The sequence below is a fragment of the Mycetohabitans sp. B2 genome (assembly GCF_021733735.1).
Taxonomy (GTDB): Bacteria; Pseudomonadota; Gammaproteobacteria; order Burkholderiales; family Burkholderiaceae; genus Mycetohabitans; species Mycetohabitans rhizoxinica.
Genome location: NZ_JAHKSP010000023.1, coordinates 1 through 22,228, shown reverse-complemented (window position 1 = coordinate 22,228; position 22,228 = coordinate 1). Strand labels below are relative to the sequence as shown.

At 59.8% G+C, this 22,228-nt stretch carries 23 protein-coding genes and 2 pseudogenes; 12 read left to right on the top strand and 13 right to left on the bottom strand.

Going from position 1 to position 22,228, the window contains the following annotated elements:
- Positions 1-6: 6 nt before the first annotated feature.
- Positions 7-420, bottom strand: coding sequence for an acyl-CoA thioesterase (locus tag KPG66_RS05400; protein ID WP_013434967.1), 414 nt, complete (start codon positions 418-420; stop codon positions 7-9).
- Positions 420-1,202 (bottom strand): SDR family oxidoreductase, encoded by a 783-nt coding sequence (locus tag KPG66_RS05395; RefSeq protein ID WP_041753353.1) that lies wholly within the window; start codon positions 1,200-1,202, stop codon positions 420-422. The genes KPG66_RS05400 and KPG66_RS05395 overlap by 1 nt, the downstream gene beginning before the upstream one ends.
- Positions 1,203-1,368: 166 nt before the next feature.
- Here KPG66_RS05395 and KPG66_RS05390 point away from each other — a divergent pair, with 166 nt between their 5' ends.
- Positions 1,369-3,042 carry an electron transfer flavoprotein-ubiquinone oxidoreductase gene (locus KPG66_RS05390; RefSeq protein ID WP_237070210.1) on the top strand — a complete coding sequence of 558 codons (1,674 nt, stop codon included), beginning with the start codon at positions 1,369-1,371 and terminating at the stop codon, positions 3,040-3,042.
- A 54-nt stretch (positions 3,043-3,096) separates the two neighbouring features.
- On the opposite strand, the gene aroC is transcribed toward KPG66_RS05390, so the two are convergent.
- The 3 genes from aroC to KPG66_RS17545 form a co-directional block, all read right to left on the bottom strand.
- Complete coding sequence (gene aroC / locus KPG66_RS05385; RefSeq protein WP_041753350.1) at positions 3,097-4,203, bottom strand: chorismate synthase; 1,107 nt, start codon at positions 4,201-4,203, stop codon at positions 3,097-3,099.
- Between the two features lie 81 nt (positions 4,204-4,284).
- On the bottom strand, positions 4,285-4,743 hold the full coding sequence (locus tag KPG66_RS05380; RefSeq protein ID WP_041754186.1) for a CBS domain-containing protein: 459 nt from the start codon (positions 4,741-4,743) through the stop codon (positions 4,285-4,287).
- Positions 4,744-4,871: 128 nt separating this feature from the next.
- Positions 4,872-4,994 carry a hypothetical protein gene (locus KPG66_RS17545; protein ID WP_013434962.1) on the bottom strand — a complete coding sequence of 41 codons (123 nt, stop codon included), beginning with the start codon at positions 4,992-4,994 and terminating at the stop codon, positions 4,872-4,874.
- Here KPG66_RS17545 and KPG66_RS05375 point away from each other — a divergent pair.
- Positions 4,941-5,074, top strand: a pseudogene (locus tag KPG66_RS05375) (alpha/beta fold hydrolase); the annotation flags it as partial. The gene KPG66_RS17545 and the pseudogene KPG66_RS05375 sit on opposite strands and share 54 nt — an antisense overlap.
- Before the next feature lie 2 nt (positions 5,075-5,076).
- Here the strand turns inward: KPG66_RS05375 and KPG66_RS05370 are convergent.
- Positions 5,077-6,426: a YihY family inner membrane protein gene (locus KPG66_RS05370; RefSeq protein WP_041753348.1), complete on the bottom strand. Its 1,350-nt coding sequence runs from the start codon at positions 6,424-6,426 to the stop codon at positions 5,077-5,079.
- Between the two features lie 49 nt (positions 6,427-6,475).
- Here KPG66_RS05370 and wrbA point away from each other — a divergent pair, with 49 nt between their 5' ends.
- Genes wrbA through KPG66_RS05355 form a run of 3 tightly spaced genes read left to right on the top strand, consistent with a single transcriptional unit; the run spans position 6,476 to position 8,948 of the window.
- Positions 6,476-7,084 (top strand): NAD(P)H:quinone oxidoreductase, encoded by a 609-nt coding sequence (gene wrbA / locus KPG66_RS05365; RefSeq protein ID WP_013434960.1) that lies wholly within the window; start codon positions 6,476-6,478, stop codon positions 7,082-7,084.
- Complete coding sequence (locus tag KPG66_RS05360; protein ID WP_013434959.1) at positions 7,081-7,506, top strand: DUF2069 domain-containing protein; 426 nt, start codon at positions 7,081-7,083, stop codon at positions 7,504-7,506. The genes wrbA and KPG66_RS05360 overlap by 4 nt, the downstream gene beginning before the upstream one ends.
- Entirely contained in the window at positions 7,503-8,948 is a 1,446-nt protein-coding gene (locus tag KPG66_RS05355) for an FAD-binding oxidoreductase (protein ID WP_013434958.1), read from the top strand. The genes KPG66_RS05360 and KPG66_RS05355 overlap by 4 nt, the downstream gene beginning before the upstream one ends.
- Here the strand turns inward: KPG66_RS05355 and KPG66_RS05350 are convergent, their stop codons facing one another.
- Complete coding sequence (locus tag KPG66_RS05350; RefSeq protein WP_041753346.1) at positions 8,949-9,890, bottom strand: LysR family transcriptional regulator; 942 nt, start codon at positions 9,888-9,890, stop codon at positions 8,949-8,951. It abuts the gene before it with no gap.
- Positions 9,891-10,048: 158 nt separating this feature from the next.
- Here KPG66_RS05350 and KPG66_RS05345 point away from each other — a divergent pair, with 158 nt between their 5' ends.
- The 7 genes and pseudogenes from KPG66_RS05345 to KPG66_RS05315 form a co-directional block, all read left to right on the top strand.
- Positions 10,049-11,554: an efflux transporter outer membrane subunit gene (locus KPG66_RS05345; RefSeq protein ID WP_013434956.1), complete on the top strand. Its 1,506-nt coding sequence runs from the start codon at positions 10,049-10,051 to the stop codon at positions 11,552-11,554.
- Positions 11,551-13,758: an FUSC family protein gene (locus KPG66_RS05340; RefSeq protein ID WP_013434955.1), complete on the top strand. Its 2,208-nt coding sequence runs from the start codon at positions 11,551-11,553 to the stop codon at positions 13,756-13,758. Before KPG66_RS05345 ends, KPG66_RS05340 begins: the two co-directional genes overlap by 4 nt.
- Positions 13,748-13,948 carry a DUF1656 domain-containing protein gene (locus KPG66_RS05335; protein ID WP_013434954.1) on the top strand — a complete coding sequence of 67 codons (201 nt, stop codon included), beginning with the start codon at positions 13,748-13,750 and terminating at the stop codon, positions 13,946-13,948. The genes KPG66_RS05340 and KPG66_RS05335 overlap by 11 nt, the downstream gene beginning before the upstream one ends.
- A gap of 16 nt (positions 13,949-13,964) precedes the next feature.
- Positions 13,965-14,852, top strand: a complete 888-nt coding sequence (locus tag KPG66_RS05330) for an efflux RND transporter periplasmic adaptor subunit (RefSeq protein WP_013434953.1) — start codon at positions 13,965-13,967, stop codon at positions 14,850-14,852.
- A gap of 174 nt (positions 14,853-15,026) precedes the next feature.
- A complete protein-coding gene (locus tag KPG66_RS05325) occupies positions 15,027-15,242 on the top strand; it encodes a hypothetical protein (protein WP_041753344.1) in 216 nt (71 codons plus the stop codon).
- A gap of 270 nt (positions 15,243-15,512) precedes the next feature.
- Positions 15,513-16,877, top strand: a complete 1,365-nt coding sequence (locus KPG66_RS05320) for a hypothetical protein (protein WP_041753341.1) — start codon at positions 15,513-15,515, stop codon at positions 16,875-16,877.
- 328 nt (positions 16,878-17,205) lie between these two features.
- A pseudogene (locus KPG66_RS05315) lies at positions 17,206-17,438 on the top strand (transposase); the annotation flags it as partial.
- An 85-nt stretch (positions 17,439-17,523) separates the two neighbouring features.
- Here the strand turns inward: KPG66_RS05315 and KPG66_RS05310 are convergent.
- The 6 genes from KPG66_RS05310 to KPG66_RS05285 form a co-directional block, all read right to left on the bottom strand.
- Positions 17,524-17,901 (bottom strand): hypothetical protein, encoded by a 378-nt coding sequence (locus KPG66_RS05310; RefSeq protein ID WP_013434948.1) that lies wholly within the window; start codon positions 17,899-17,901, stop codon positions 17,524-17,526.
- On the bottom strand, positions 17,898-18,284 hold the full coding sequence (locus tag KPG66_RS05305; protein ID WP_013434947.1) for a putative holin: 387 nt from the start codon (positions 18,282-18,284) through the stop codon (positions 17,898-17,900). Before KPG66_RS05305 ends, KPG66_RS05310 begins: the two co-directional genes overlap by 4 nt.
- Positions 18,285-18,498: 214 nt before the next feature.
- A complete protein-coding gene (locus KPG66_RS05300) occupies positions 18,499-19,074 on the bottom strand; it encodes a lysis system i-spanin subunit Rz (RefSeq protein WP_013434946.1) in 576 nt (191 codons plus the stop codon).
- Between the two features lie 406 nt (positions 19,075-19,480).
- On the bottom strand, positions 19,481-20,020 hold the full coding sequence (locus tag KPG66_RS05295; protein WP_013434944.1) for a glycoside hydrolase family 108 protein: 540 nt from the start codon (positions 20,018-20,020) through the stop codon (positions 19,481-19,483).
- A gap of 828 nt (positions 20,021-20,848) precedes the next feature.
- Complete coding sequence (locus KPG66_RS05290) at positions 20,849-21,745, bottom strand: hypothetical protein (protein ID WP_237070209.1); 897 nt, start codon at positions 21,743-21,745, stop codon at positions 20,849-20,851.
- A 190-nt stretch (positions 21,746-21,935) separates the two neighbouring features.
- The coding region (locus KPG66_RS05285; RefSeq protein ID WP_237070208.1) for a hypothetical protein at positions 21,936-22,228 on the bottom strand (293 nt) is incomplete at its 5' end.

Here is a 22,228-nt window from a genome sequence, read left to right as displayed (position 1 = left end):
GCGTGGCTACTCGAGCGCTGCGAGCAGTGCCTTAGGCAACGGCACCGACTTGCCCGCGTCGTAATCGACCCAAACAATCTTCGCACCCCCTTGCGCGACGAGCTCGTTGGGCGCGTCGGTGCGCGTCAACTCGAAGCGCGAGTCCAGACTGCTGCGTCCCGGCTTGCCGATCCGCATCGTGCCGCGTACGTCGCCGGGATAGCGCAGTTGGCGCAGAAAATCCATGTGCGCGCTGACGATCACCGGGCCACACCCGCTCTCATCCGGCACAGGCAAGCGTAACGTCTCGAACCAGGAGACCCGTACCTGTTCCATATAGCGGAAATAGACGACATTGTTCACATGTTGAAACGCGTCCATGTCTGCCCAGCGGATCGGCAACACCATCTCGAACACGTGGCGATACATGTCAGAAGACATCAGACCAACCCCAATCCGTCGTCGGCGGCCATCACCGAGCCGTTGATAAAGTGCGACTCGTCGGCCGCGAGCAGCAACAACAACCCGTCCAGGTCCTCCGGCGTGCCGGCCCGCTTGCGCGGCAGCATCGCGAGCAGTTTCTGTTCGTGCTCCGTGGACGCGTGATGGTGGCTGAATTCGGTATCGATGTAACCGGGGCAGATCGCGTTGACATTGATGCCATGGCGTCCCCACTCGAGCGCCATTGCCTTGGTCATATGCACGACAGCGGCCTTGCTCATTGCGTACAATCCGATTTGCGGCAACGCGCGCAGGCCGGCAACCGATGCAATGTTGATGATCCGATAGCATGGCTTCGCATCCGCTGCGCCATTGCCCCGCATGATCATGCGCTTGGCGACCTCTTGCGCCACGAAAAATGCGCCACGCGTGTTGGTGTCAAACACGTATTCGAAATCGGCCGGTGTCACATCGGCCAGTTTCTGCGTCGTCGATACGCCGGAATGGTTGACCAGGATGTCGATGGTGCCTGCTTCGGTTTCGGCGTGCGCGACCGCGGCCTTGATGCTGCCATAGTCGGTCACGTCCAACGCGACCACATGCGCCGCGCCTCCCGATGCCTCGATCTCGGCGCGTAGCTCCTTGAGACGCTCAGTGCGGCGGCTCGCCAACACCACTTTCGCGCCCGCGCCCGACAGCACCTGCGCGAAACGCTTGCCCAGACCGCTCGACGCACCAGTAACCAGCGCGACCTTGCCTTCAAGATTGATCGAACGACCCATTGGAATTCCTTGTTCAGGTGAAGAGGACAGACCGTATCGCACGCTGCGCAATACGTTATCATAAAACAGAACGATCGTGCTAATTCACTGCCCTTCGGTTGCGGCCACCAGTCGCTTCCCGGACAATGGCACCCGACTAAAACGCATTCTAACGGAGAGAACGTCAATGACCCCGCAAAGCTGGATCGAGCAGTACGGGCCACGCGAGTCGATGGAGTACGACGTGGTAGTGGTGGGCGGCGGGCCGGCGGGGCTATCGGCGGCGATCCGACTCAAGCAGCAGGCGGCGGAGCAAGGGGTGGAGCTGGCGGTGTGCGTGCTGGAGAAAGGCTCGGAGATTGGCGCGCACATCTTGTCAGGAGCGGTGATGGACCCGCGCGCGCTGGATGAGTTGATTCCGCAATGGCGTGAGCGAGGTGCGCCGCTGACGGTGCCCGTGGTGGAGGATCGGTTCCTGTTTCTGAGCCGTACGGGGACGTTGAAGACGCCAAACTGGGCGTTGCCGGAGAACTTCAAGAACCACGGCAACTACGTGGTGAGCCTGGGCAACGTGACGCGCTGGCTGGGCCAGCAGGCCGAGGCGCTAGGGGTGGACCTCTTCCCGGGCTTTGCCGCGGCCGAGGTACTGTACAACGAGCGCGGCGCGGTACGCGGAGTGGCCACCGGCAACCTAGGAGTGGGCAAGGATGGCCAGCCCACGGAGCACTTCCAGCTAGGCATGGAGCTGCATGCGAAGTACACACTGTTCTGCGAGGGCGCGCGCGGGCACCTGGGACGGCAGCTAGAGGAGCGCTTTGGGCTGCGCGAAGGGGTGGATCCGCAAGTGTACGGCATCGGCATCAAGGAGCTGTGGGAGATGGAGCCGGCGCGGCACAAGCCGGGGCTGGTGATCCACACGGCGGGCTGGCCGCTAGATGCGAAAACCTACGGCGGCTCCTTCCTGTACCACCTGGATAACCGGCAGGTGGTGGTGGGGTTCGTGGTGGGGCTGGGCTATGAGAACCCGTACCTGTCACCATTCGAGGAGTTTCAGCGCTACAAGACGCATCCGGCAATCCGCGCGTTCCTGGAAGGGGGCAAACGGGTGTCGTACGGGGCGCGCGCGATCACCGCGGGCGGGCTGATGTCGCTGCCCAAACTCACGTTTGCAGGCGGGGCATTGGTGGGGGACGAGGCGGGATTTTTGAACGCCTCGCGCATCAAGGGCAGCCATGCGGCGATCAAGACCGGGATGCTGGCCGCAGAGGCGGCGTTCGAAGCGTTGCAGGCAGGCCGTGGGCACGACGAGCTGCTTGCGTACCCGCAGGCGTTCGAGCGCTCGTGGCTGTACGAGGAGTTATACCGGGCACGCAACTTCAAGCAGTGGATGAGCAAGGGGCTGTACGTGGGCTCGCCAATGGTGTTCATCGAGCAGAAGCTACTGGGTGGCAACGTGCCGTGGACGCTGCATCATCGGCATGCGGATCACGAAATGCTCAAGCCGGCGTCGCAGTGCCAGCCGATCGCGTACCCGAAGCCGGACGGTAAGCTCACGTTCGATCGGCTCTCGTCGGTGTTCATCTCGAACACGAATCACGAGGAGAACCAACCAGCGCACCTGACGCTCAAGGACGCGAGCGTGCCGGTGCGCATCAACCTGCACGAGTACGCGGGCCCAGAGAGCCGCTACTGTCCGGCGGCGGTGTACGAGTTCGTGCGCGCCGAAGAGGGCGGCGAGCGGCTGGTAATCAACGCGCAGAACTGCGTGCACTGCAAGAGCTGCGACATCAAGGATCCGACGCAAAACATCGTGTGGGTCACGCCCGAGGGCGGCGGCGGCCCAAACTACCCGAACATGTGACGCCACGCAGCGGCGCACGACGCGGCGCCGTCGCCAGCCGGGGGCACTCCGGAATCACGCGCCCGGGGCGCGCGCGGCGATCGCCGGCGTCGACGTCTTGACGTCCGCGCATTGCGCGCGGTGCCGCAACGCATGGTCCATCAGCACCAGCGCAAGCATCGCTTCGGCAATCGGTGTCGCTCGGATTCCGACACATGGGTCATGGCGTCCGAACGTCTCAACCATCGCGGGCTCGCCAGCCTTGTCGATCGAGCGGCGCGGGGTACGAATGCTCGAGGTCGGCTTGATTGCGATCGACACGACAATATCCTGGCCGGTCGAAATGCCGCCCAGCACGCCGCCGGCGTTGTTGCCCGCAAAGCCGGCGGGCGTCAACTCGTCGCCGTGCAGCGAGCCGCGCTGGCGCACGCTGTCAAATCCGGCGCCAATCTCCACGCCCTTTACCGCGTTGATCCCCATCATCGCATAGGCGATGTCCGCATCCAGCTTGTCGAACAACGGCGCGCCCCAGCCGAGTGGCACGCCGGAGGCGATCACCGAGATCCGGGCGCCGATCGAGTCGCCGTCCTTGCGCAACGCATCCATGTACGCTTCGAGCTGCGGCACGATTTGCGCATTCGGTGCGAAAAAAGGATTGTCGGCCACGTGCGCCCAATCCACGAACGGGATGTCGATTTCGCCCAACGCGCTCATGTAGCCGCGCACCTGGACGCCGAAGCGCTCCCGCAGCCACTTCTTCGCTACCGCCCCTGCCGCGACATTCGGCGCAGTTAGCCGCGCGGACGCGCGTCCGCCTCCACGGTAATCGCGCACACCATATTTTTGCCAGTATGTGTAGTCCGCATGGCCGGGCCGGAAAGTTTCCGCGATATTGCCGTAATCCTTGCTGCGTTGGTCCGTATTGCGAATTAGCAACGCAATCGGCGTGCCGGTCGTCACACCGTCGAACACGCCCGATAGGATCTCGACCCGGTCTTCCTCCTGGCGCTGCGTTACGTGGCGCGACGTGCCCGGCTTGCGGCGATCGAGCTCTACCTGTATATCCGCTTCGGCCAGCGCCAGCCCTGGCGGACAGCCATCGATCACGCAGCCGATGGCCGGACCGTGCGACTCCCCGAAAGTCGTCACCGTGAAAAGCGTACCGAAAGTGTTGCCCGACATGCTGGTTGCCTGGAAATTGCTCAAGCCATCATTATGCCAGCGCTGCCGCGGCGCACGCCGTACACCAGCCCCGCCACGGCTTCAGCACGCCTCGCGCGCTCCTTCATCCTCCGGCCAGTCGCGGATATAGGCTTTGAGCATCCGGTTCTCAAACCCCTGCTCCTCGACCACCGCCCTGGCCACGTCATAGAATGAGATCACGCCCATCAGCGTGCGTTTTTCCATCACCGGCAAATAGCGCGCGTGACGCTCAAGCATCATGCGCCGTACCTCGTTGATATCTGTCTCCGGCGTACAAGTGAGCGGATGATCGTCCATCACTTTGCGGATCGTCACGGCATCGACCGAGCCGCCTCGGTCGCGCAATGTCAGGATGATTTCGCGGAACGTCAGCATGCCGACCAGATCGCCGAATTCAATAACGACCAGCGAGCCAATGTCGTGTTCGGCCATGGTCTGAACCGCTTCGCTCAACGGTGTGTCGGGAGTGACGGTGTAGAGCGCATTGCCCTTGACCTTCAGGATATCGCTGACTCGCATGGCCTCCTCCTTGCACTGCGCAGCTTCGTGCACCGATCCTAGCCGAAAGACCGGTAAAAGAAAAGCATAGCGCAGCGGCGCAGTCCACGCCACCGCCTCGATGCTGCGATACCGGCGCACCGCGTCGATCACGCGCGCGGCCTATTCGGCACGCCGGCCCGGTTCAGACGAACACCCGACAGCAGGTCCCACAGCGCGCGCAGCACGACCACAGCGTGTGGGCGCTCCAGTCGCGCGACTTCGCCGATCACAGTTTTTCGGTGCTAGCGCCGCACTTGCCGGGCCACAACCGTAGCAAAGGCCCCCTCTGGCGACCATCGAGGCGCTCGCGCGCTAAACGGCCGCCGCCGGTGAGGAGCACCCGCCGTTGGCCCGCTCAGTTTGGGCGCCGCGACGGCGGCGCGCGGCCAACAACGCAGCGAGCGACACATCCAGGCCGCGATGGTCGAGCGCAGCGAGCAGCGTCGGGCCATCGACGTGCGCGGTGTCGAGATTGAGTTGATAAGTGAACTCGTTGCGATCGATGACGAACAGTGGATAGAGTTGGCGCAGGCTCGCGTGCCGCGGATTCACTAGAAGCACATAGCGATCTGGATCGCGCTCGCGCCGTATCCGGGCGACCCATTCGATTGCCTCGAGCTTGTCCAACAGTCGGGCAGCCGTGTGCAACCCGCAGCGCTGCAACTGCGCAAGTTCATGCAGCGTGTAGCCGGCACGACCCGCATCGCGAGCGTCGTTGAGCCACGCAAGCAGCTCCAGCGCATCAAGCAAGTCGCTGCCTGCGTAATCGACGCGATGAAAGTGCCCGAGCCGGATCTCTGGCAATGCAGACGTCACCATCGCGCCGAACAGCGTGATTAACCAACTCAGGTAAACCCACAGCAGAAAAATCGGAATGGTCGCAAATGCGCCATACACGGCCGTATAGGTCGGAATGCGCCGGATATAGAGCCCGAAGCCTCGCTTGGCAAGCTCAAACGCGATCGCCGCACACAGCCCGCCAACGAGCGCGTCGCGCCACGCCACCCGGCAGTTCGGTAAATAGACGTAAGATAGCGTGAATGCCAGTACCGACAGCGTCAGCACCGCGCCGGTCAGCGCCCATTCGGCGAACGCCGGCATCGCGCGCGACGCGGCGCCCGATGCCGCGCTGGCTGCGCCGGCCACGTTGGCGACCGTGCTAGCAAGCATTGAGTGCGTAAGCAGATAGGACGACACCGATAGGCTCACCCCGATCAGCAGCGGCCCCAGCGTGATCACTGCCCAATACACCAGAATACGCTGCGCAAGCGGGCGCGACTTACGTACACGCCAGATCGTGTTAAACGCCGATTCGACGATCATCATCGTCATGACCGACGTGACCACAAGGGTGATCATCCCGACCGTCGTCAGTCCCTTCGCCTTTTCCGCGAACTGGTTTAAATATTTAAAAATTTGGCTGTTGATCTGCGCCGGCATCAGATGGTCGGCCAGGAAACCCTGTAGTGACTGTTGGAATGACGCAAAGATCGGAAACGCGGTGAACAGCGCAAAGGCCACCGTCACCAGCGGCACTAGCGACAATACGGTCGTGAACGTGAGGCTGCCCGCCACCTGCGGGATACGGTCCTCGGCGCTGCGAGTCGCGACAAAGCGCGCGAGCCGCTTCAGCGCATCCAGATCGATATCGAACTTCTTCAAGGGCCAATCCTCCTTACGTCTTCTATAATAATGGTTCACCGCACAGGCCATGAAAGACATACTCGTTCTCTACTACAGCCGCAACGGCGCCACCCGGGAACTCGCGCGGGCCATCGGCCGCGGCGTGGACAGCGTGCCCGGCACACAGGCACGCATCCGCACCGTGCCGCCCGTTTCCACGGTCTGCGAGGCCACCAGGCCGGATATCCCCGACGATGGCCCGCCGTACGCGGAGTTGCGCGACCTAGCTGAGTGCGCCGGGCTCGCGCTGGGCTCGCCGACGCGCTTCGGCAATATGGCCGCGGCGCTGAAGTACTTTCTGGACGGCACAACGCCGCAATGGCTTAGCGGCGCGCTGGCGGGCAAGCCCGCCTGCGTCTTCACGTCCACCGGCAGCCTGCACGGCGGCCAAGAATCCACACTGCTATCCATGATGCTGCCATTGTTACATCACGGCATGCTGATCGTCGGGCTACCCTATACCGAATCCGCACTGATGAGCACGACGAGCGGCGGCACGCCGTACGGTGCCTCTCACGTCGCCGGGGTGAGTGGCGGAAACAATCCGACCCCGCTGTCGTCGGACGAGAAGACGTTGGCGCACGCACTCGGCGCGCGGCTCGCCCGCGCGGCGCTCGCGCTGGCCGACAGGCAATGAACCGGCAGCCCGGCAACCCGGCGCTACGAACCGCGCAGCGGTTGCATCGGCTGTTGATGATCGCGATTGCCACGCTGCTCGCACTGGTCATACTGGCCGTGAGCTGGGAAATCTGGCTCGCGCCGCTGCGTCCCGGCGGCTCGGCGCTGGCCCTCAAGGCGCTGCCGCTACTGCTGGTTGTGCCCGGGCTGCTACGCGCCAGGCTATATACGATGCAATGGTCAGCCATGCTGATTCTGGCCTATTTCGCGGAGGGAATCGTGCGCGCAACCAGTGATGCGGGCGCCGGTGCGCACCTAGGCTGGATCGAGGCAGTGCTCGCCCTCGTCTACTTCGTCAGCGTGCTCGGCTATCTCGCGCCATTCAAGCGCGCTGCCCGGCACGCCACTGCTGCCGCTGACGCCTTGGCTGAACACCGATGACGCCTCACGACACCGCCGCACTGCCCGCCTTTCTGCAAGCTTGCAAGCACGCCATCGGCGCAGACCAGGTATTGGATGGCCCGGACGACATGTCGCCCTACGTGACAGATTGGCGCCGCCGGTACGTCGGCCGCGCCTGCGCGGTGCTGCGTCCGGCGAACACGGCGGAAGTCGCCACGCTGGTACGATTGGCCACCGAATTCGGCGTCGCGCTGGTACCGCAAGGCGGCAACACCGGGCTGGCCGGCGGTGCCACGCCGGACGCCAGCGCGCGACAGGCAGTGCTCAGCCTGCGCCGCCTGGACCGCGTGCGCGCGGTGGACCCCATCAACGACACGATTACCGCAGAAGCCGGTTGCATCCTCGCACACGTGCAGGCCCGCGCGTCGGACGCCGGCCGCTTGTTCCCGCTCAGCCTGGCGGCCGAAGGCAGCTGCACGTTGGGTGGCAACCTGGCGACGAACGCCGGCGGCACCGCGGTGCTGCGCTACGGCAACGCGCGCGAACTGTGCCTGGGCCTGGAAGTCGTGACTGCGAAAGGTGAGATTTGGAATGGCTTGCGCGGGCTACGCAAGGACAACACCGGATACGACTTGCGCGATATTTTCATCGGCGCCGAAGGCACGCTGGGCATCATCACGGCAGCCGTGATGAAACTTTATCCGCAGCCGGCTGCGCGCATCACCGCACTGGCCGGCGTTGCATCGCCGCACGCCGCGCTACAGCTCTTGGCACTGGCCCGCGACACTGCCGGCGCGCTGCTAACCGGATTCGAGTTGATGTCCGACTTCTGCCTACGGCTGGTCACCCACCATTTCCCGTCGCAGCGATACCCGTTCGCCGCCCCGCATGCGCAGATCGTGTTGCTCGAGTTATCCGACGGCGAAAGCGAGGCGCACGCAAGCCAACTCATCGAGCGATTAATGGAGCGTGCGTTCGAGCGCGGTATCGTCGACGATGCGCTCGTGGCGCAAAGCCTGGCGCAGTCGAACGCATTGTGGGCACTGCGCGAGCACATCCCGCTCGCGCAAGCAAACGAAGGGCTCAATATCAAGCACGACATCGCAGTGCCAAGCTCGCGCATCGGCGAATTCATCGACACTACCGATGCGGCGATTGCCGCAGCCGTGCCCGGCGCGCGGATGGTCACCTTCGGGCATCTAGGCGACGGTAACCTGCACTACAACGTACAGGCGCCCGTGGGAGTGGATCCGCGGGCCTTTCTGGCCGAGCACCAGGCGCGCGTGAACCGGATTGTCTACGATAGCGTCCATGCGCACCACGGCACGATCAGCGCCGAGCACGGCGTCGGGCAGTTAAAGATCGAGGACGCGGCACGCTACAAGTCGCCCGTGGAACTCGAATTGATGCGTGCATTGAAGGCTACACTCGATCCCGGCAATGTGTTCAATCCCGGGAAAGTGCTACGCTGCGGTCCATGACTAGCGCACCCCGAAGGTCTGCAACGCGGCCTCGTCGGCCGCGAGTGCCTTCGAAATATGCTCGCGCAGGAATTCGACCCAAGTCCGGATCTTCGCATCCAGATATTGCCGCGACGCATACATCGCGTAAATTGTCATCTTTTGCATCTTGTGGTCTGGCAACACACGCACCAGCGTGCCATTGCGCAGCGCCGGCAACGCTGAAGGCGTGAGCAGCGCGCCAATGCCCATTCCCTCGCGCAGTGCCACCGCGAGCGCGTCCGACACATTGACCTGGAACGTCGGCGCCGGCAACTCGATCGTCTCAATGCCGTCCGGCCCGTCGAAGCGCCAATGATCACCGGGAAAGATCGATGTCACGATGCGCAGGCATGTATGGCCGGCCAGATCCGAAACGCTTCGGGGCGTGCCACGCTTTTCCAAATAGGCCGGAGAAGCGCATAGCACGCTATACGAGTCGCCAAGCCGCTGCGATACCAATCCGGAATCGGGCAGTTCGTTCGCGCTGACCTGCAGCGTAACATCGTAGCCTTCATCGAGCAGATCCGGCACGTGCTGCGACAGCGTCAGATCGACCGAAACAGCGGGATAACGCTCCTGATAGCGCGTGACGGCAGGCACCACGTAATACTGGCCGAAGCTGGTGGTCGCATGGATTCTGAGCCGGCCAGCGGGTCGCGCGTGCGCGTCGGCGGCTTCGGCTTCGGCCTGATCGACGTAAGCGAGGATCTGCTCGCATCGCAGCAAGTATCGCTCCCCCGCCTCCGTCAGCGCGATACGCCGCGTCGTGCGGTTTAGCAAGCGGGTACGCAGGTGTGCCTCCAGGTCCGATACGGCCCGCGAGGCGTACGCCGTCGTCGTATTCATCTGCTGCGCCGCAGCCGTGAAGCTCTTCGCCTCCACCACGCGGACAAACACCCTCATGTTCTGCAGCGTATCCATAACGAACTTCCTGTGCAGTTCAAGAAATTGTTGCACAGTTCGCAACAGCGATTATTGCTTATTCGGTAAAAAACTATCTCAAAGCGGTCGGTTATTCGGAAAATGCTTCAAAAATATAATCGTACCGACCCGTCACTTCGGAGTGCTCCGAGATAGCCGTGCGATCCGTCCGACGTTTCACCACGCTGACTCCCGCAATTTTTGCAGGCTACTTGATTATTGCGGGCTGTGCGAGTACCCAGGGCATCGCGCCTCGCGCCAAGCCGGTCGACGCCGGCCAGCTCGATGCGTCCCAAGCCGTGCGTGCGGCAAGCATCGATGCACAGTGGCCAAGCGAGCAATGGTGGAAAATGTACCGCGATCCGCAGCTCGATCAGTGGATCACCGACGCGCTGGCCGGCTCGCCCAGCTTGGCGATGGCCCGGGATCGCGTACGGCAAGCGCGGGCAATGGCCGGCGTCGCGCGGGCCGATCTCGCGTCGCAACTCAACGGCAATCTGTCGATGACGCGGCAGCACTGGCCCGACAATGTGTATTACGGTCCTGGGCCGCTAGCCAACGCCGATACGTGGAATAACACGATCGGACTGTCGTTGTCGTACAACCTAGACCTATGGGGACACGATGAGAAGGCCGCCGAGCGCGCACTCGATGCGGCGTGCATGCAGGCGGTCGATGCCCGGGCCGCGCAACTCGAACTCGAGGTCAACATCGTACGCGCCTACATCAAGCTGTCGCTCGCGTTCGCGCAACGAGACATCGCCGCGCAAACGCTGGCACACGAGCAGTCGATTGTCGACATTGCACGACGGCGGCTGCAAGGCGGTATCGGTACTCAATTGGAGCTTACGCAAGCGCAAGCTCCGCTGCCCCGACGCGAACGCCAAATCGCGGCATTCGACGAACAGATCGCGCTTTTGCGCAACCAGCTTGCCGCGCTGGCCGGTAAAGGCCCGGGAGCGGGCGCCGCGCTGCAACGTCCGACGCTCTCGCTCCAGACGCCGGTGAGCCTGCCATCGAACTTGCCTGCCGAGTTGCTCGGTCATCGGCCGGACGTGGTCGCCGCGCGCTGGCGCGTGGCCGCCAACGCGGCGGGTATCGACGTTGCCAGGACCGCCTTCTATCCGAACGTCAATCTGCTGGCCTCGGTCGGCGGCATGTTCGTCGGTGGCGGGCCGCTGGCCTTTCTGCTGTCCCAGGCGCATGCTGCCACGGTGGGGCCGGCAGTATCCCTGCCGATCTTCAACGGCGGGCGGCTGCGCGCCCAGCTGGATGCCGCCAGCGCCGGTTATGACCTGGCCGTCGATCAATACAATCAGACGCTGGTTGACGCATTGAAGGACATCGCGGACCAGATCGTCACGTTGAAATCGCTCGATGTCCAACAGGATGCGGCGCAGCGCGCGGTCGCTGTTGCCCAGCGTAGCTACGATCTGGCCTCCACCGGCTTTCGACGCGGCTTGACCGACTACCTATCCGTATTGAGCGCGCAAACCCAATTGTTGCAGGCACAACAGGACGCCGAGATCATCCATGCGTCGAAGCTGGCGGCCCGTGCGTCGCTGACGGCCGCGCTGGGCGGCGGACTGGTCGGTCCGGGCGATGGCCCATCCGACGAAGATCCGCGCGTGCCTAAGGCCGTCGCCCGGCAGGCATCGCCATGAGCAGCGCTACATCCGTGCTGGCCCGGTTGACGTCATCATCCGCATGGCGCGACACAGTGCGCGACTGGTTACGCATCGACGGCCGGGTATGGATTTATATATTCAAGACCGTCGGCGCCGCATTGCTTGCGCTGGGCGTGGCCATGAAGCTGGACTTGCCGCAACCGCGTACCGCGATGACGACCGTGTTCATCGTCATGCAGCCGCAAAGCGGGATGGTGCTCGCCAAAAGCTTTTACCGGATCGTGGGGACTGTGATTGGCTCGGTCGTGACGATCGCGCTGGTTTCGCTGTTTGCGCAACAGCGCGAGCTGTTTTTGCTGTCCGTATCGGTCTGGGTAGGCATTTGCACCTTTGGCGCGGCACGCAACCGCAACTTCCGCTCGTACGGGTTCGTGCTTGCCGGCTATACCGCTGCGCTAGTGGGCATTCCGGCCGTCCAGCATGCGGACGGTGCGTTCATGGCCGCCGTGACAAGGGTCACGGAGGTCACGCTGGGCATCCTATGTGCCGGCGCGGTCAGCGCGCTAGTGCTGCCCCAGCACACCGCCGACGCGCTTCGCTCCACAGTCCGAGCGCGATACCTCGCGTTCGTCGAATTTGTATCGGACACGCTGGCGGGCCGGATTGACCGCTCTCGTGCCGAACGCACCAACGCGCGTTTTGCCGCCGATGTCGTCGGGCTGGAAGCGATGCGCAGCTTCGCAGTGTTCGAGGATCCACGCAGCCGAATGCGCAGTGGCCGGCTGTCGCGGCTGAACACCGAGTTCATGAACGCGTCGACACGCTTTCATGCGTTACACCAGTTGATGAACCGTATCCGTGCAAGCGGCCAGGCCCAGGTCGTCGAGGCAATCGAACCGTATTTTCGGGAAGTTGCGCCGCTACTGCTAAAGAAAAACGGCGAACCCGTGCGCAACGCGGAGGATGCACAGCACGTGGCGACACAGCTGCAGGCGTTCAAACAGGCCTTGCCGCGTCGCATACGCGATACCCGAGCGCAGCTCGAACAGCGTGAAGGCATCGCGCTGCTGGACTTCGATACCGCAGCCGAGTTGCTGTACCGATTCGTCGACGAGATGCACGCGTACGCGCTCACGTACGCGTCGCTGAGCACGGACCTTCATGAACGCGAGCACGAGGCACAACGCTACATCCCGCGCACTCATACCGTGGCGGCGGGCGTAGCCGGCGTGCGGGCGGCCATCGCGATGCTGTTGTTCGCCGCATTCTGGATTTGGACCGCCTGGCCCAGCGGCGGCATGGCGGTGTTGAACGCAGCAGCCACGAGCGCGCTAGTCGCGTCGATGCCGCAGCCCGCCAAGGGTGCCGCGCAGATGGCGATGGGTACGATGGCCGCGGTGCTCGCCGGTTCCATCGCGGTGTTCGGCATCTTCCCTCACCTGGACGGCTACACGTTGCTGTGCGCCACCCTTGCCCCCTTGCTGATGTTCGGCGTACTGATGTCCACGCGTACGGGCTGGGGCGCGTTTGGCATGGGCTATTGCGTATTCTTCTGCTTCCTGGCTGGCCCCGACAACGTCGTGCGCTACGACCCTTCGTCGTACATGAACGATGCCATCGCGCTAATTGCCGCGATGCTCGTCGTCGCGCTGATCAGTGCCGTACTGCTGCCGCCGGCCAGTCCGTGGCTGCATAAGCAACTGCAGCGGGCCTTGCTGCACCAAGTCGTAGACGCATGCAACACTCGACTGAGCCGAGCCCGCCAATACTTAGAAAGCGGCACGCGTGACCTGCTGCACCAAGCCAATGCAGTCACCGCGGATCGTCCGGACCTGCAGATGCGGATGTTATCGTGGACCTTTACCGTGCTCGAGGTCGGTCATGCCGTGATCGAATTACGCACGGAACTCGACCGACTCCCCGCCGACCCCCGCTATTCGGCCAACATGCCGTGGCGGCAGGCCACGCAGCACATGCTGAACACACTGGCCGCCTTGTTCTCCGCCCCCAGCCATCGACGGCTCCTCGACGCACGCGAGGCAACTGCGACCAATATCAACGCGGCGCTAGTCATGCTGCACAGCGTCGCTGGGTCGCGCGATGACCGGCACAGGTTGCAACGTACTTTGAGCTATTTGCATTTCATCCGGACCGCTCTGCTCGATGCCCAATCCCCGCTCAGCGAGTTGACGCCCGGCCCGCAAGGCCCTCACCGACGAGATATCACCCATGCCGCGTGACATCGCATTGTTCGACGCCTACGTACCCATGCTCCTGCTCACCACGCTGGCCGGCACCGCATTGACGTGGGCACTCGATCGCGTATTGGCCTACTTTGGCGTGTATCGTCTGTTCTGGCACCCGTCACTCGCCCGCGCGAGCCTGCTCACCTGTATTGTCTGCCTGTTCGGGCTCGCCATTTATCGTTGAATCCAAAGAGTCGGACATGAAACTTCGCCGTATCCTCAGCTTCTTTGCGACTATCGCGATCTTCGCCGTTGCCGTGCTGCTTGGTCGCGCGTTGTGGGTCTACTACATGGATTCGCCCTGGACCCGCGATGGGCGCGTCAGGGCGGAGATCATCAATATCGCGCCGGACGTGTCAGGGCAGATTGTCGAGTTCCCGGTGCGGGACAATCAGTTCGTGCATCGCGGCGACGTCTTGATGCGCATCGATCCGGGCCATTACCGCATCGCCGTCCAGCAAGCCGAGGCGTTGGTCGCGGCACGCAAGGCGGATCTGCAGATGCGCCGTAACGATGCCGCACGACGCCGGGATTTGGACGCGCTGGTTGTTTCGAAGGAGAACCGCGAAAATGCCGTGATTCAGGCCGCCAGCGCCCAGGCCCAGTATGAACAGGCGCTCGCGCAGCTCGCCGCGGCGAAGTTAAACCTGGAGCGCACGACCGTGGTCGCGCCAGTGGACGGCTATGTGACAAACCTCAATGCCTATCGCGGCGATTACGCCATCGCCGGGCAACCTAAGCTGGCGCTCGTTGACAGCCACTCGTTCTGGGTCTACGGCTATTTCGAGGAAACCAAGATCCCGCTGCTCAAGATCGGCGACTCGGCTGAAATGCGACTGATGAGCGGCGCAGTATTAAAAGGCCATGTCGAAGGGATCTCGCGCGGCATCGCCGACCGCGATAATCCGATGAGCCGCGAACTGCTTGCCGACGTCAATCCAACCTTCAATTGGGTCCGCCTCGCACAGCGTGTTCCAGTACGCATCCATATCGATCAGGTGCCCGACGGCTTGATCCTGTCTGCCGGCACGACCTGCACGGTAGTGGTCAAGCCGGCCGCGGCAAACGGCGCCGAGCCACGCACGTAGCCAGACGGTGGGCGGCGCCGACCCGCTCACCGCATGTCATGCAGCCAATTGCCGAGCTGCCTACCAGCCATCACGCAACCCACGCGAACCTCTTTACCGCACCTCACGCAGCCAACGCAGATCCGCCGACGTGCCGTTTCAGCTTCGCTTTGCCGATTCAGCAGATATCCTGGCATGTCACGCAGACTGATCGGCTCAATGACGATGGTGATGCCATGCACTACAGCCTCGCCGGCCGCACGGCGCGCGTGCCTGGGCGAGCTGATCCAGATTGACGGCAGCGAGCATCTGTGGTTTGAGAAGCGCGCGTCACAGTGCACGCTGCTTGGTGTACGTGGACGATACGACGAGCCGGCTGCATTCGAGTTTGGCGGATCAGACGCCAGTTGAGGCATACTTCGACGCTGCCTGCGATCAAATTGGTAGCGTAATCGCCCCGGACGTTCCACTTAAAAATCTTAGAACACTGTCTGAACGAGTGAAGCTACCTCTGAGTCCACCCCTTTTCGCCGAGCATCGCTTAGCGCTTGATCGTCAAGTACATCGACGATACATTACTTTGTATCAGCGTAAAAATCTGACGCAAACTTGCGAGCGCAGTTTTTAAGCCACGGCCGGGCAGCGGAAAGCGATACATCGTCGCCTCTACTAGGAGTGGAAATGAAGCGAAAACGGACATACTCGGAGTCGGAACCGATACACGCCTTACCGAATAAACGCGCTCGACACTGGACAGAGCGGAGTCGGCAACGCAAGCTTTCGGAGCCTACGCTGGCATCGGATGCGCTACAGGATGCGCAGCAGCGCGAGTTTCATCTGCGTACCATCGAATTAATCCACAAAAGCCTAGCGGGTTTCGCCCAGCCACCGCAGCGTCGATTACCCGAGCTAGAAGAAAAGAACTTCTATTATGATGATCAGCACGATGCTAACAGGCCTGATATCATTTACCAAGTAAAATATGGGCCTGCGGCCGATATCAGTGATGCGGATAAGCAGTGGCTTAAGCAATATTATGGCGAAGATGTTACTAAGCGCTACACTCAATATAACTCGAAGCGACCCTTTTATGCCGAGGCAGCACAACAAACGGGCCGCCCGCTAACCTACCAGGAAGCTGCGGTAAATGAAGGCAGGGACCCTGGATCGGCAAGCATTAACCACCTCATCGCGAGCGCAACTGGTCAGCATTTGATAAATCAAATGACATTACTGCACAGAGCGGGGGCGCAACAGTTTGAAGAAGCGAAAAAAGCGCAAAGTCAACAAGGTGATAATATCGGAGAGGAGGAAGCTGAATCTCTCTGGAAACAAAAACGTACGGGGCTGGCAAAGCAGGCGGCAGCGATGGGCCGGCTACGCGGGTTCGGCCGTGCAATTTTGGCCGATGAATATGCTCGTCATGGTTATGGTACTGAATTACGCGATGTGTGGGTTGCCACCGATTACAATGCCAATACCCTAAAACGCAACCGGATGGCTGCCGACATCCAAAGGGCTCTTGAGGGAAAGACGAAGGCGGATCGACTCCAAGCCTATAAAAATTTCATGGCTAATACATTCGACTCGACCGGCAATCTCCGGCTCGGTCACGGCAAAGGAAATGGCCGGGTCTCTACGGGTTTCGATATGCCGATCACAGAGAAGGCAACACCGACACCTCGCGGACGGCGTTTATTTGAAGCGAATTACAATTATGGCCTGCCTGAAATGCAAGTATCGGGTAGGATGGACAACTTTAAACCCGGCATGTTTACCACTGTTCAAAAAACAGGAGAGCCCGAACAAAATTTAACGAGTAGCCGATGGGCGCCACGCCCGTCTAATGTATTTCAACAGATTGCACAGCACGTTGCTGCGTCGGGCACTCGTCTCCCACAGCCCAGCACAGCACGTGCAGATTTGTCCAACGCACAAACAGCCAACCGCTTTTGGTTCGCTACCCTACGCCAGAGGATGCAACCGCAAAAACTGCACGAGTTAATTGCGTGGACGCGATTTCACTCTTCGTCAAGTGATTTTTGATGCCAACAGGCCGCCGTGTATTGATAGACACCTCACGCGATCTTTATCATGTCGATCTGGATGCCACGTGTGAAGGTCACAAAATTGCTGAGGGAAATCGACGCTGAGACTCGACCGGTGCGATTTTCATCGTGGAACGAGGCTCAAACTTAAATTCCGGATAGATTTGCGCAAGCCAAAAACGTCAGAACCAGGGGTTGCAAAATTCAGAGCCTATCCGGTTTCTTGTGTGTGAGGCATAAACTATCGGCAAAGGGGCCAACATGCCTTGCAAACGAAAAGAAGAATCGACGATTGAGCCCGGCCGCAGGCTGAACCCAGACCCGAGCCGGAGATTCGGAAAAGTATCTACACGACCCATTCCATCGAATCGCTGCATATGCAACTGTGCAAGCTCATCAAAACGCGCGACCACTTCCCTAGCGACGAGGCCGCACTCAAACTGATCAGGTTGGCGCCGCGCAACGCCGTTGTCAAATGGAACGGTCCTCGACATGATTGGAAAGCACGATGACACAGTTCGCGCTGCTTTACCCTGAGTGCTTCAACACCAGGCTGTGAGCCTTAATCCGCCTCACACACAAAATGCCGGATACGTCCTTGAGATCTGTGTTCACCGATTTTGTTGAATCAAAGAAAGTGTCCGCTACATCTGCTTACGCTCACTTAATACATTCCGGCGTGCCTTGCGCGTCTGACGCAACGCCTCGGTGATTACGCCAACATCTCCACGCGCCATTATCGCAAAACCCAGTACCAAAGCATTGACCGCCACATGCGTCGGTTCCACCGGTGTGGAATACCACCCTGCACATACACGTACCGCCAAAATGCCATACACCGCGACCAACCAAAATCGTATCGCTCGCTCATACCAATTCAACGGACTGCGCCGAGGTACTGGCGCACTAAAGGCAAACAACAGAATCAGAAAAATCGCACTTGCCAATACCCCATTCATCAACAGCAGCAGCAAGTCACATACGCTGTAGGCATTGAAGTACACTATTGCCGCTTTTATCATTTTTCTAACTCGCTATTCTTAGTGTCATTAACAGGCGTACTTCTAATAATCCGGTAGGTCAACTGAGTCAACAGTTCCGGCACCATTTTCTCCGACCAATCCAGCAGTGCATTGGCCAGCGTCACGATCGCCGCCGTAGACAAAAACGCTGCAAGCCATTCTGGTAACCCCACGTACTGCTGCACTGACGAAGTCACCGAAAGTCCGCCAATCACTGATACGCCGAAATATGCTATCTTGCGCGGCCACGACGGCTCACGACTATGCAGCAAAAATATCAATGCGCCGCACACTACCCCACTCACCAGGGTAAGGTCATCTTGTGTCCAGGTCATTGAATTGAACACGGATGGCACACGCAATAGTTCAAACCACCACGTCATGCTTTACCTCTGCTATACGTTCGCGCATCCGGCATCCAGTTGATCGGACCGTGTATGCTATGCTTACAACTGTATCGCATGGACATTTTTGGGCCGGCCATCTCGGCAACCAACGCATTTCGCTTAAGTAGTTGTTTAATCGCCGTACGCTTGAATTTACACTACAGACTTGCGTTGATACCTCCTTTGGTGACCAGTCGTTTAAGACACTTGGTCATGGTCCCGCCGACTGAAAACCATTTACGGAACACTCTGCGGTTTCAGGTCGCACCGTGCACACGTAAGCTTGTAAGGCTTTGAGCTTATCTATTTCTCGCTGGTCGTCGTCAGCGACCCGGAAAACGCGCTCTGCAACCGTTGGGTCGAGCTCTGCGTAGGTGGGGGAGCCATCGCCCATTCCGGTGGTGGCGGCAAAGCCGGACATGTCACGGCTACGGGTTGAACAGTTGACGACGGCGACACGCAGCCGCTCAGTGCCGGCAGCAAGAGCATCGCGCAGACGTTGATTTTCATTCTCATGGACTTGACGCTCCTGACTCAGTTGTGCATCCAGCGTTTCGATCCGGCGGGCCTGGACCTCACGCATAGCGGTCGCTTTCTGTTGCGCGGCCAAGGCTGCGTCTGAAATCGCTTTCATTTGTTCGGCATGCTGCTCATGATCCCGGGCTCGCGCAGCTTGTTCTTCAGCCAGCCGTCTACCAGCGATAACCGAGCTCATGCCCCAACCTAAGGCGATCCCCACAATGAATAGAGCACCATAGGGCGCGATCCATCTCAGCAAGTGCTGCATTGCACTCTCCCTGACCCGCGGCAGCTGTGTTCCCCGCCTAAGGCACGTCGCCTGCTATATCAAAAATTCCTGCTCCTGCCTGTGTGCTAAACCCATCCCATGTGCTCCTGCAGCCGGAACGCTAGACGGACTGCAAAGGCAAAAACACTATATACCGCATTTATTTCATCGTCCAAACGGACCATGACTTAAACCGCCATTGTTGAAAGAATTCGCAATGCAGGCACAATGACCCTGCTTTAAAAACAAGCCGCCGCGAAACAATGCACTTGCCATCGCTCAATTAAGTGCAACCATGACGTCATCATGGATACGTTGGCGATGCACACAACAATGAAACAATCATTGCGCATTGCGCTGCCTTGCATCCAATTTTGAAAAAATAGTTTGGATCGGGAAACACCTTTCATAGTCGGTTCATTACCCAGCCAAACACGAATGCCTCGTCTTTCTCTCGTCTCTCCGCCAACTCAATGTAACGTGCCCCTTGTAGGCTATTGAGTGCCTTGAGAAGCGTCATTTGCCCTGGCTCTTTGCGTTTGTCCAGAAAAGCTTTGAGCGCTGCGATTGTTTTGGGGCCTATCAAACCATCCACCATCATATCGGGGTAATCGGTCTGCCGACGATTAAACGCATTGAGCACACGCTGCAGAAACTGCGCTGCCACCTGCGTGCCCATATTGACACCGGTATCAAATAATTCAAGCGCAATCGGCACCGATAGCATGACAACGTCCTCCAGATGCAGCGGCTCCCAATAGCGGCGCCGATAGATGGCTTTGGCGGTCGCTAAGGGCAGCAAGGCCATCGTACCCAGATACCCTTCTGCTCGTGCCACCGCCTCAGTAATGCCATAGGACGTTTCGCCGCCGCTATCATCAACGTGATTGGAATAGCCTCCTTCTCGGGCCACCGTCTTTTCAAATGCGTCATCAAACGCTGTCATGGCCTTGCCCCTCTTAACAAGCTCGTGATACGCATCCTCCTTGAAAAATTCATTTGAATCAACAGGCAGATTTAGATGATAAGCTGTTCAAAAACACAAAACCATCAAACGCGGCGGATATCCGTCCCATTTGCCACGGCGACCACTGCGATATCACGACTGACGGGTCGTCCCCCAATGTCGCGCAGGCTCAGGTTGAAGCGACCGTACCATCGAACCGCGCAGCGGATGATCATCGCCGGAAAACAATGAGCGTGATAGAGCGATTCTGTCTTCTTTAGCCCGCGAACTGACCGGATCTCATACACAACACAACGTGAAAAAGCCGGTGCTCGATCGCCGACATGCATTTCTGTTAAGACAAACCATGACAACAGTCACGAAGACAAAGCTCCAAACGTCATTGGTCGCGAGTGGACACCTAAAGGTGAAAGGTTTGATGGCACCATCGTGCTGATCGTTTCCCTCTATCCGACGCGTGCAAGGACAGCGAGAATGCGTGCCGAAGATCGGGTCGAGATGCCAGTGCCTGTCGTCGGCACAGGGGGCCGCTGTGGCAGCAGTAAAGTGCGCGCCCTCCTCGGGTTAATCGCTCGAATCGTGCGAAATCTGGCGGTAATAACTTGACGAGGCGCTCGCAATAGATCTTGGCAGCGTCACGGCTTGCGCGCAATTGAAGGATGCTTAAACTGTTGTTCTATAAAGATTTTTATGGTCAAACCGCCATAAATTGCACGAAAGATACGTTTACCCCGTAATGAGGCCGGCCTACCGGCATTTTTTCACCCTTGACTTTAACGATTCCAATGAGGGCGGATCGGCGACGGCTCACTTTGGCCTGGGTGGGCGAGCGCTGGTCAACCAGCTAGCATGCCAGTAACTTTGCTTGGGCCGGTACATTTGCTCATAATCGGGGCCAAACCGCCATTTTTTCTGGCTGAAGATCTCATCGTGCGGGACTTCTCTGTCCTCCTTCCAAAACCGCACATATTGCTTGACCTGCTCGGTTTTTTGATGCCGATACAACCATCTTAGTTCACTAGACGTAATACTGGTTCCATGCCCTATCTTGCCTGCTACCGCACTGAGGTTTTCATCAATACCGTCCACAATAAAATGAATGTTTTTTTGCCTGACCAGCAACTGGTATTCAAGCCCCGCCTTACTGGTTTTCTTCCATAACGCCTTACTCGCCTCTAACGTTAGCTGTTGGCTTGGCGACACTTCGCTGGCAACATTGTAGCGGGCGTGGCGTGACAAAAATGTCTTGAATGCAATACCCCGCTGGGCATCGGATAATGCCTTTTTGATGCGCTTGTCGGACTGGTAAACGTAGGGCTTATCCAGCGGGTCCCATACCGCATTTGTCAAATCATTTTGAATCAGAATTTTTTTAGGCGGCAGCGCTTCCCGCTTTTGCGTGCCGCCGCTGCCTTGGTCCAAATTACTAAACCCGGCTTGCTTTAACGTGTCCAATGCACGCTTTCTCGGCGCATCCAGACCATAAACAATATCCCCCTCTTGAAAAACCTCTGCCAATTGTTGATACGGAATCCATTCACCCTCGTGGCTCGTTTGCGAAGCAGGCGAAAGCCTAGCCAACGCGGCTTGAACTGGCGCTAGGTCAAATGCTGGCGTTGACTCATCCCCCCTCTCGGACGGCTGCCTACTCGACCGGCGCGAGGATTGACGCATTGCGTACTGTTGAACGACGCTTGTTTTCATTTTCCGCTCCTCATGGATACGCTACGCTTGGCACCCACGCCAATGGAGAGTTACTCCCCCACCGGCTCAAACCCGATTCACATCAAGCGAGCTGGCCCGTTCGTCGGTTTCAACACACGGGAAGACGGTACGCGCATAGGCTAAACTGTACCGCTGCATAGGATATGGCCCTTTAATGTTAGTATGCCGGTCATGCACATCCCTCATCCCGATGCGCCGACGCGTTCAAGGCGATCGAATCGGTCATGTCGTGGGAAGCCTTCACTTGGAGCGTCGGCGAAGCCGAGCAACTGGCCCAGCCTGAGGCGTTCGATTTTCTGCATAAAATCAGCGACCATGATGCGACGTTGCGCCGGCGACCTTTCCCCACGGGAGTATCCCACTGTAAAGTTAGTGGCAAGGTCGCAGGAGAAACCGTCTCATGCAGCAGTGGCGGTTCAGCGAAGAGCCAATCATCGGCGTGTTGAAGGAAGTCGAGGTCGG

Coding starts and splice junctions, on each gene's coding strand:
- KPG66_RS05400 (WP_013434967.1), bottom strand. CDS start 420: ATGTCTTCTGACATGTATCGCCACGTGTTCGAGATGGTGTTGCCGATC.
- KPG66_RS05320 (WP_041753341.1), top strand. CDS start 15,513: ATGAAGCGAAAACGGACATACTCGGAGTCGGAACCGATACACGCCTTA.
- KPG66_RS05335 (WP_013434954.1), top strand. CDS start 13,748: ATGCCGCGTGACATCGCATTGTTCGACGCCTACGTACCCATGCTCCTG.
- KPG66_RS05305 (WP_013434947.1), bottom strand. CDS start 18,284: ATGACGTGGTGGTTTGAACTATTGCGTGTGCCATCCGTGTTCAATTCA.
- KPG66_RS05395 (WP_041753353.1), bottom strand. CDS start 1,202: ATGGGTCGTTCGATCAATCTTGAAGGCAAGGTCGCGCTGGTTACTGGT.
- KPG66_RS05340 (WP_013434955.1), top strand. CDS start 11,551: ATGAGCAGCGCTACATCCGTGCTGGCCCGGTTGACGTCATCATCCGCA.
- KPG66_RS05360 (WP_013434959.1), top strand. CDS start 7,081: ATGAACCGGCAGCCCGGCAACCCGGCGCTACGAACCGCGCAGCGGTTG.
- KPG66_RS05300 (WP_013434946.1), bottom strand. CDS start 19,074: ATGCAGCACTTGCTGAGATGGATCGCGCCCTATGGTGCTCTATTCATT.
- KPG66_RS05295 (WP_013434944.1), bottom strand. CDS start 20,020: ATGACAGCGTTTGATGACGCATTTGAAAAGACGGTGGCCCGAGAAGGA.
- KPG66_RS05325 (WP_041753344.1), top strand. CDS start 15,027: ATGTCACGCAGACTGATCGGCTCAATGACGATGGTGATGCCATGCACT.
- KPG66_RS05380 (WP_041754186.1), bottom strand. CDS start 4,743: ATGCGAGTCAGCGATATCCTGAAGGTCAAGGGCAATGCGCTCTACACC.
- KPG66_RS05350 (WP_041753346.1), bottom strand. CDS start 9,890: ATGGATACGCTGCAGAACATGAGGGTGTTTGTCCGCGTGGTGGAGGCG.
- wrbA (WP_013434960.1), top strand. CDS start 6,476: ATGAAAGACATACTCGTTCTCTACTACAGCCGCAACGGCGCCACCCGG.
- KPG66_RS05355 (WP_013434958.1), top strand. CDS start 7,503: ATGACGCCTCACGACACCGCCGCACTGCCCGCCTTTCTGCAAGCTTGC.
- KPG66_RS05290 (WP_237070209.1), bottom strand. CDS start 21,745: ATGAAAACAAGCGTCGTTCAACAGTACGCAATGCGTCAATCCTCGCGC.
- aroC (WP_041753350.1), bottom strand. CDS start 4,203: ATGTCGGGCAACACTTTCGGTACGCTTTTCACGGTGACGACTTTCGGG.
- KPG66_RS05330 (WP_013434953.1), top strand. CDS start 13,965: ATGAAACTTCGCCGTATCCTCAGCTTCTTTGCGACTATCGCGATCTTC.
- KPG66_RS05390 (WP_237070210.1), top strand. CDS start 1,369: ATGACCCCGCAAAGCTGGATCGAGCAGTACGGGCCACGCGAGTCGATG.
- KPG66_RS05310 (WP_013434948.1), bottom strand. CDS start 17,901: ATGATAAAAGCGGCAATAGTGTACTTCAATGCCTACAGCGTATGTGAC.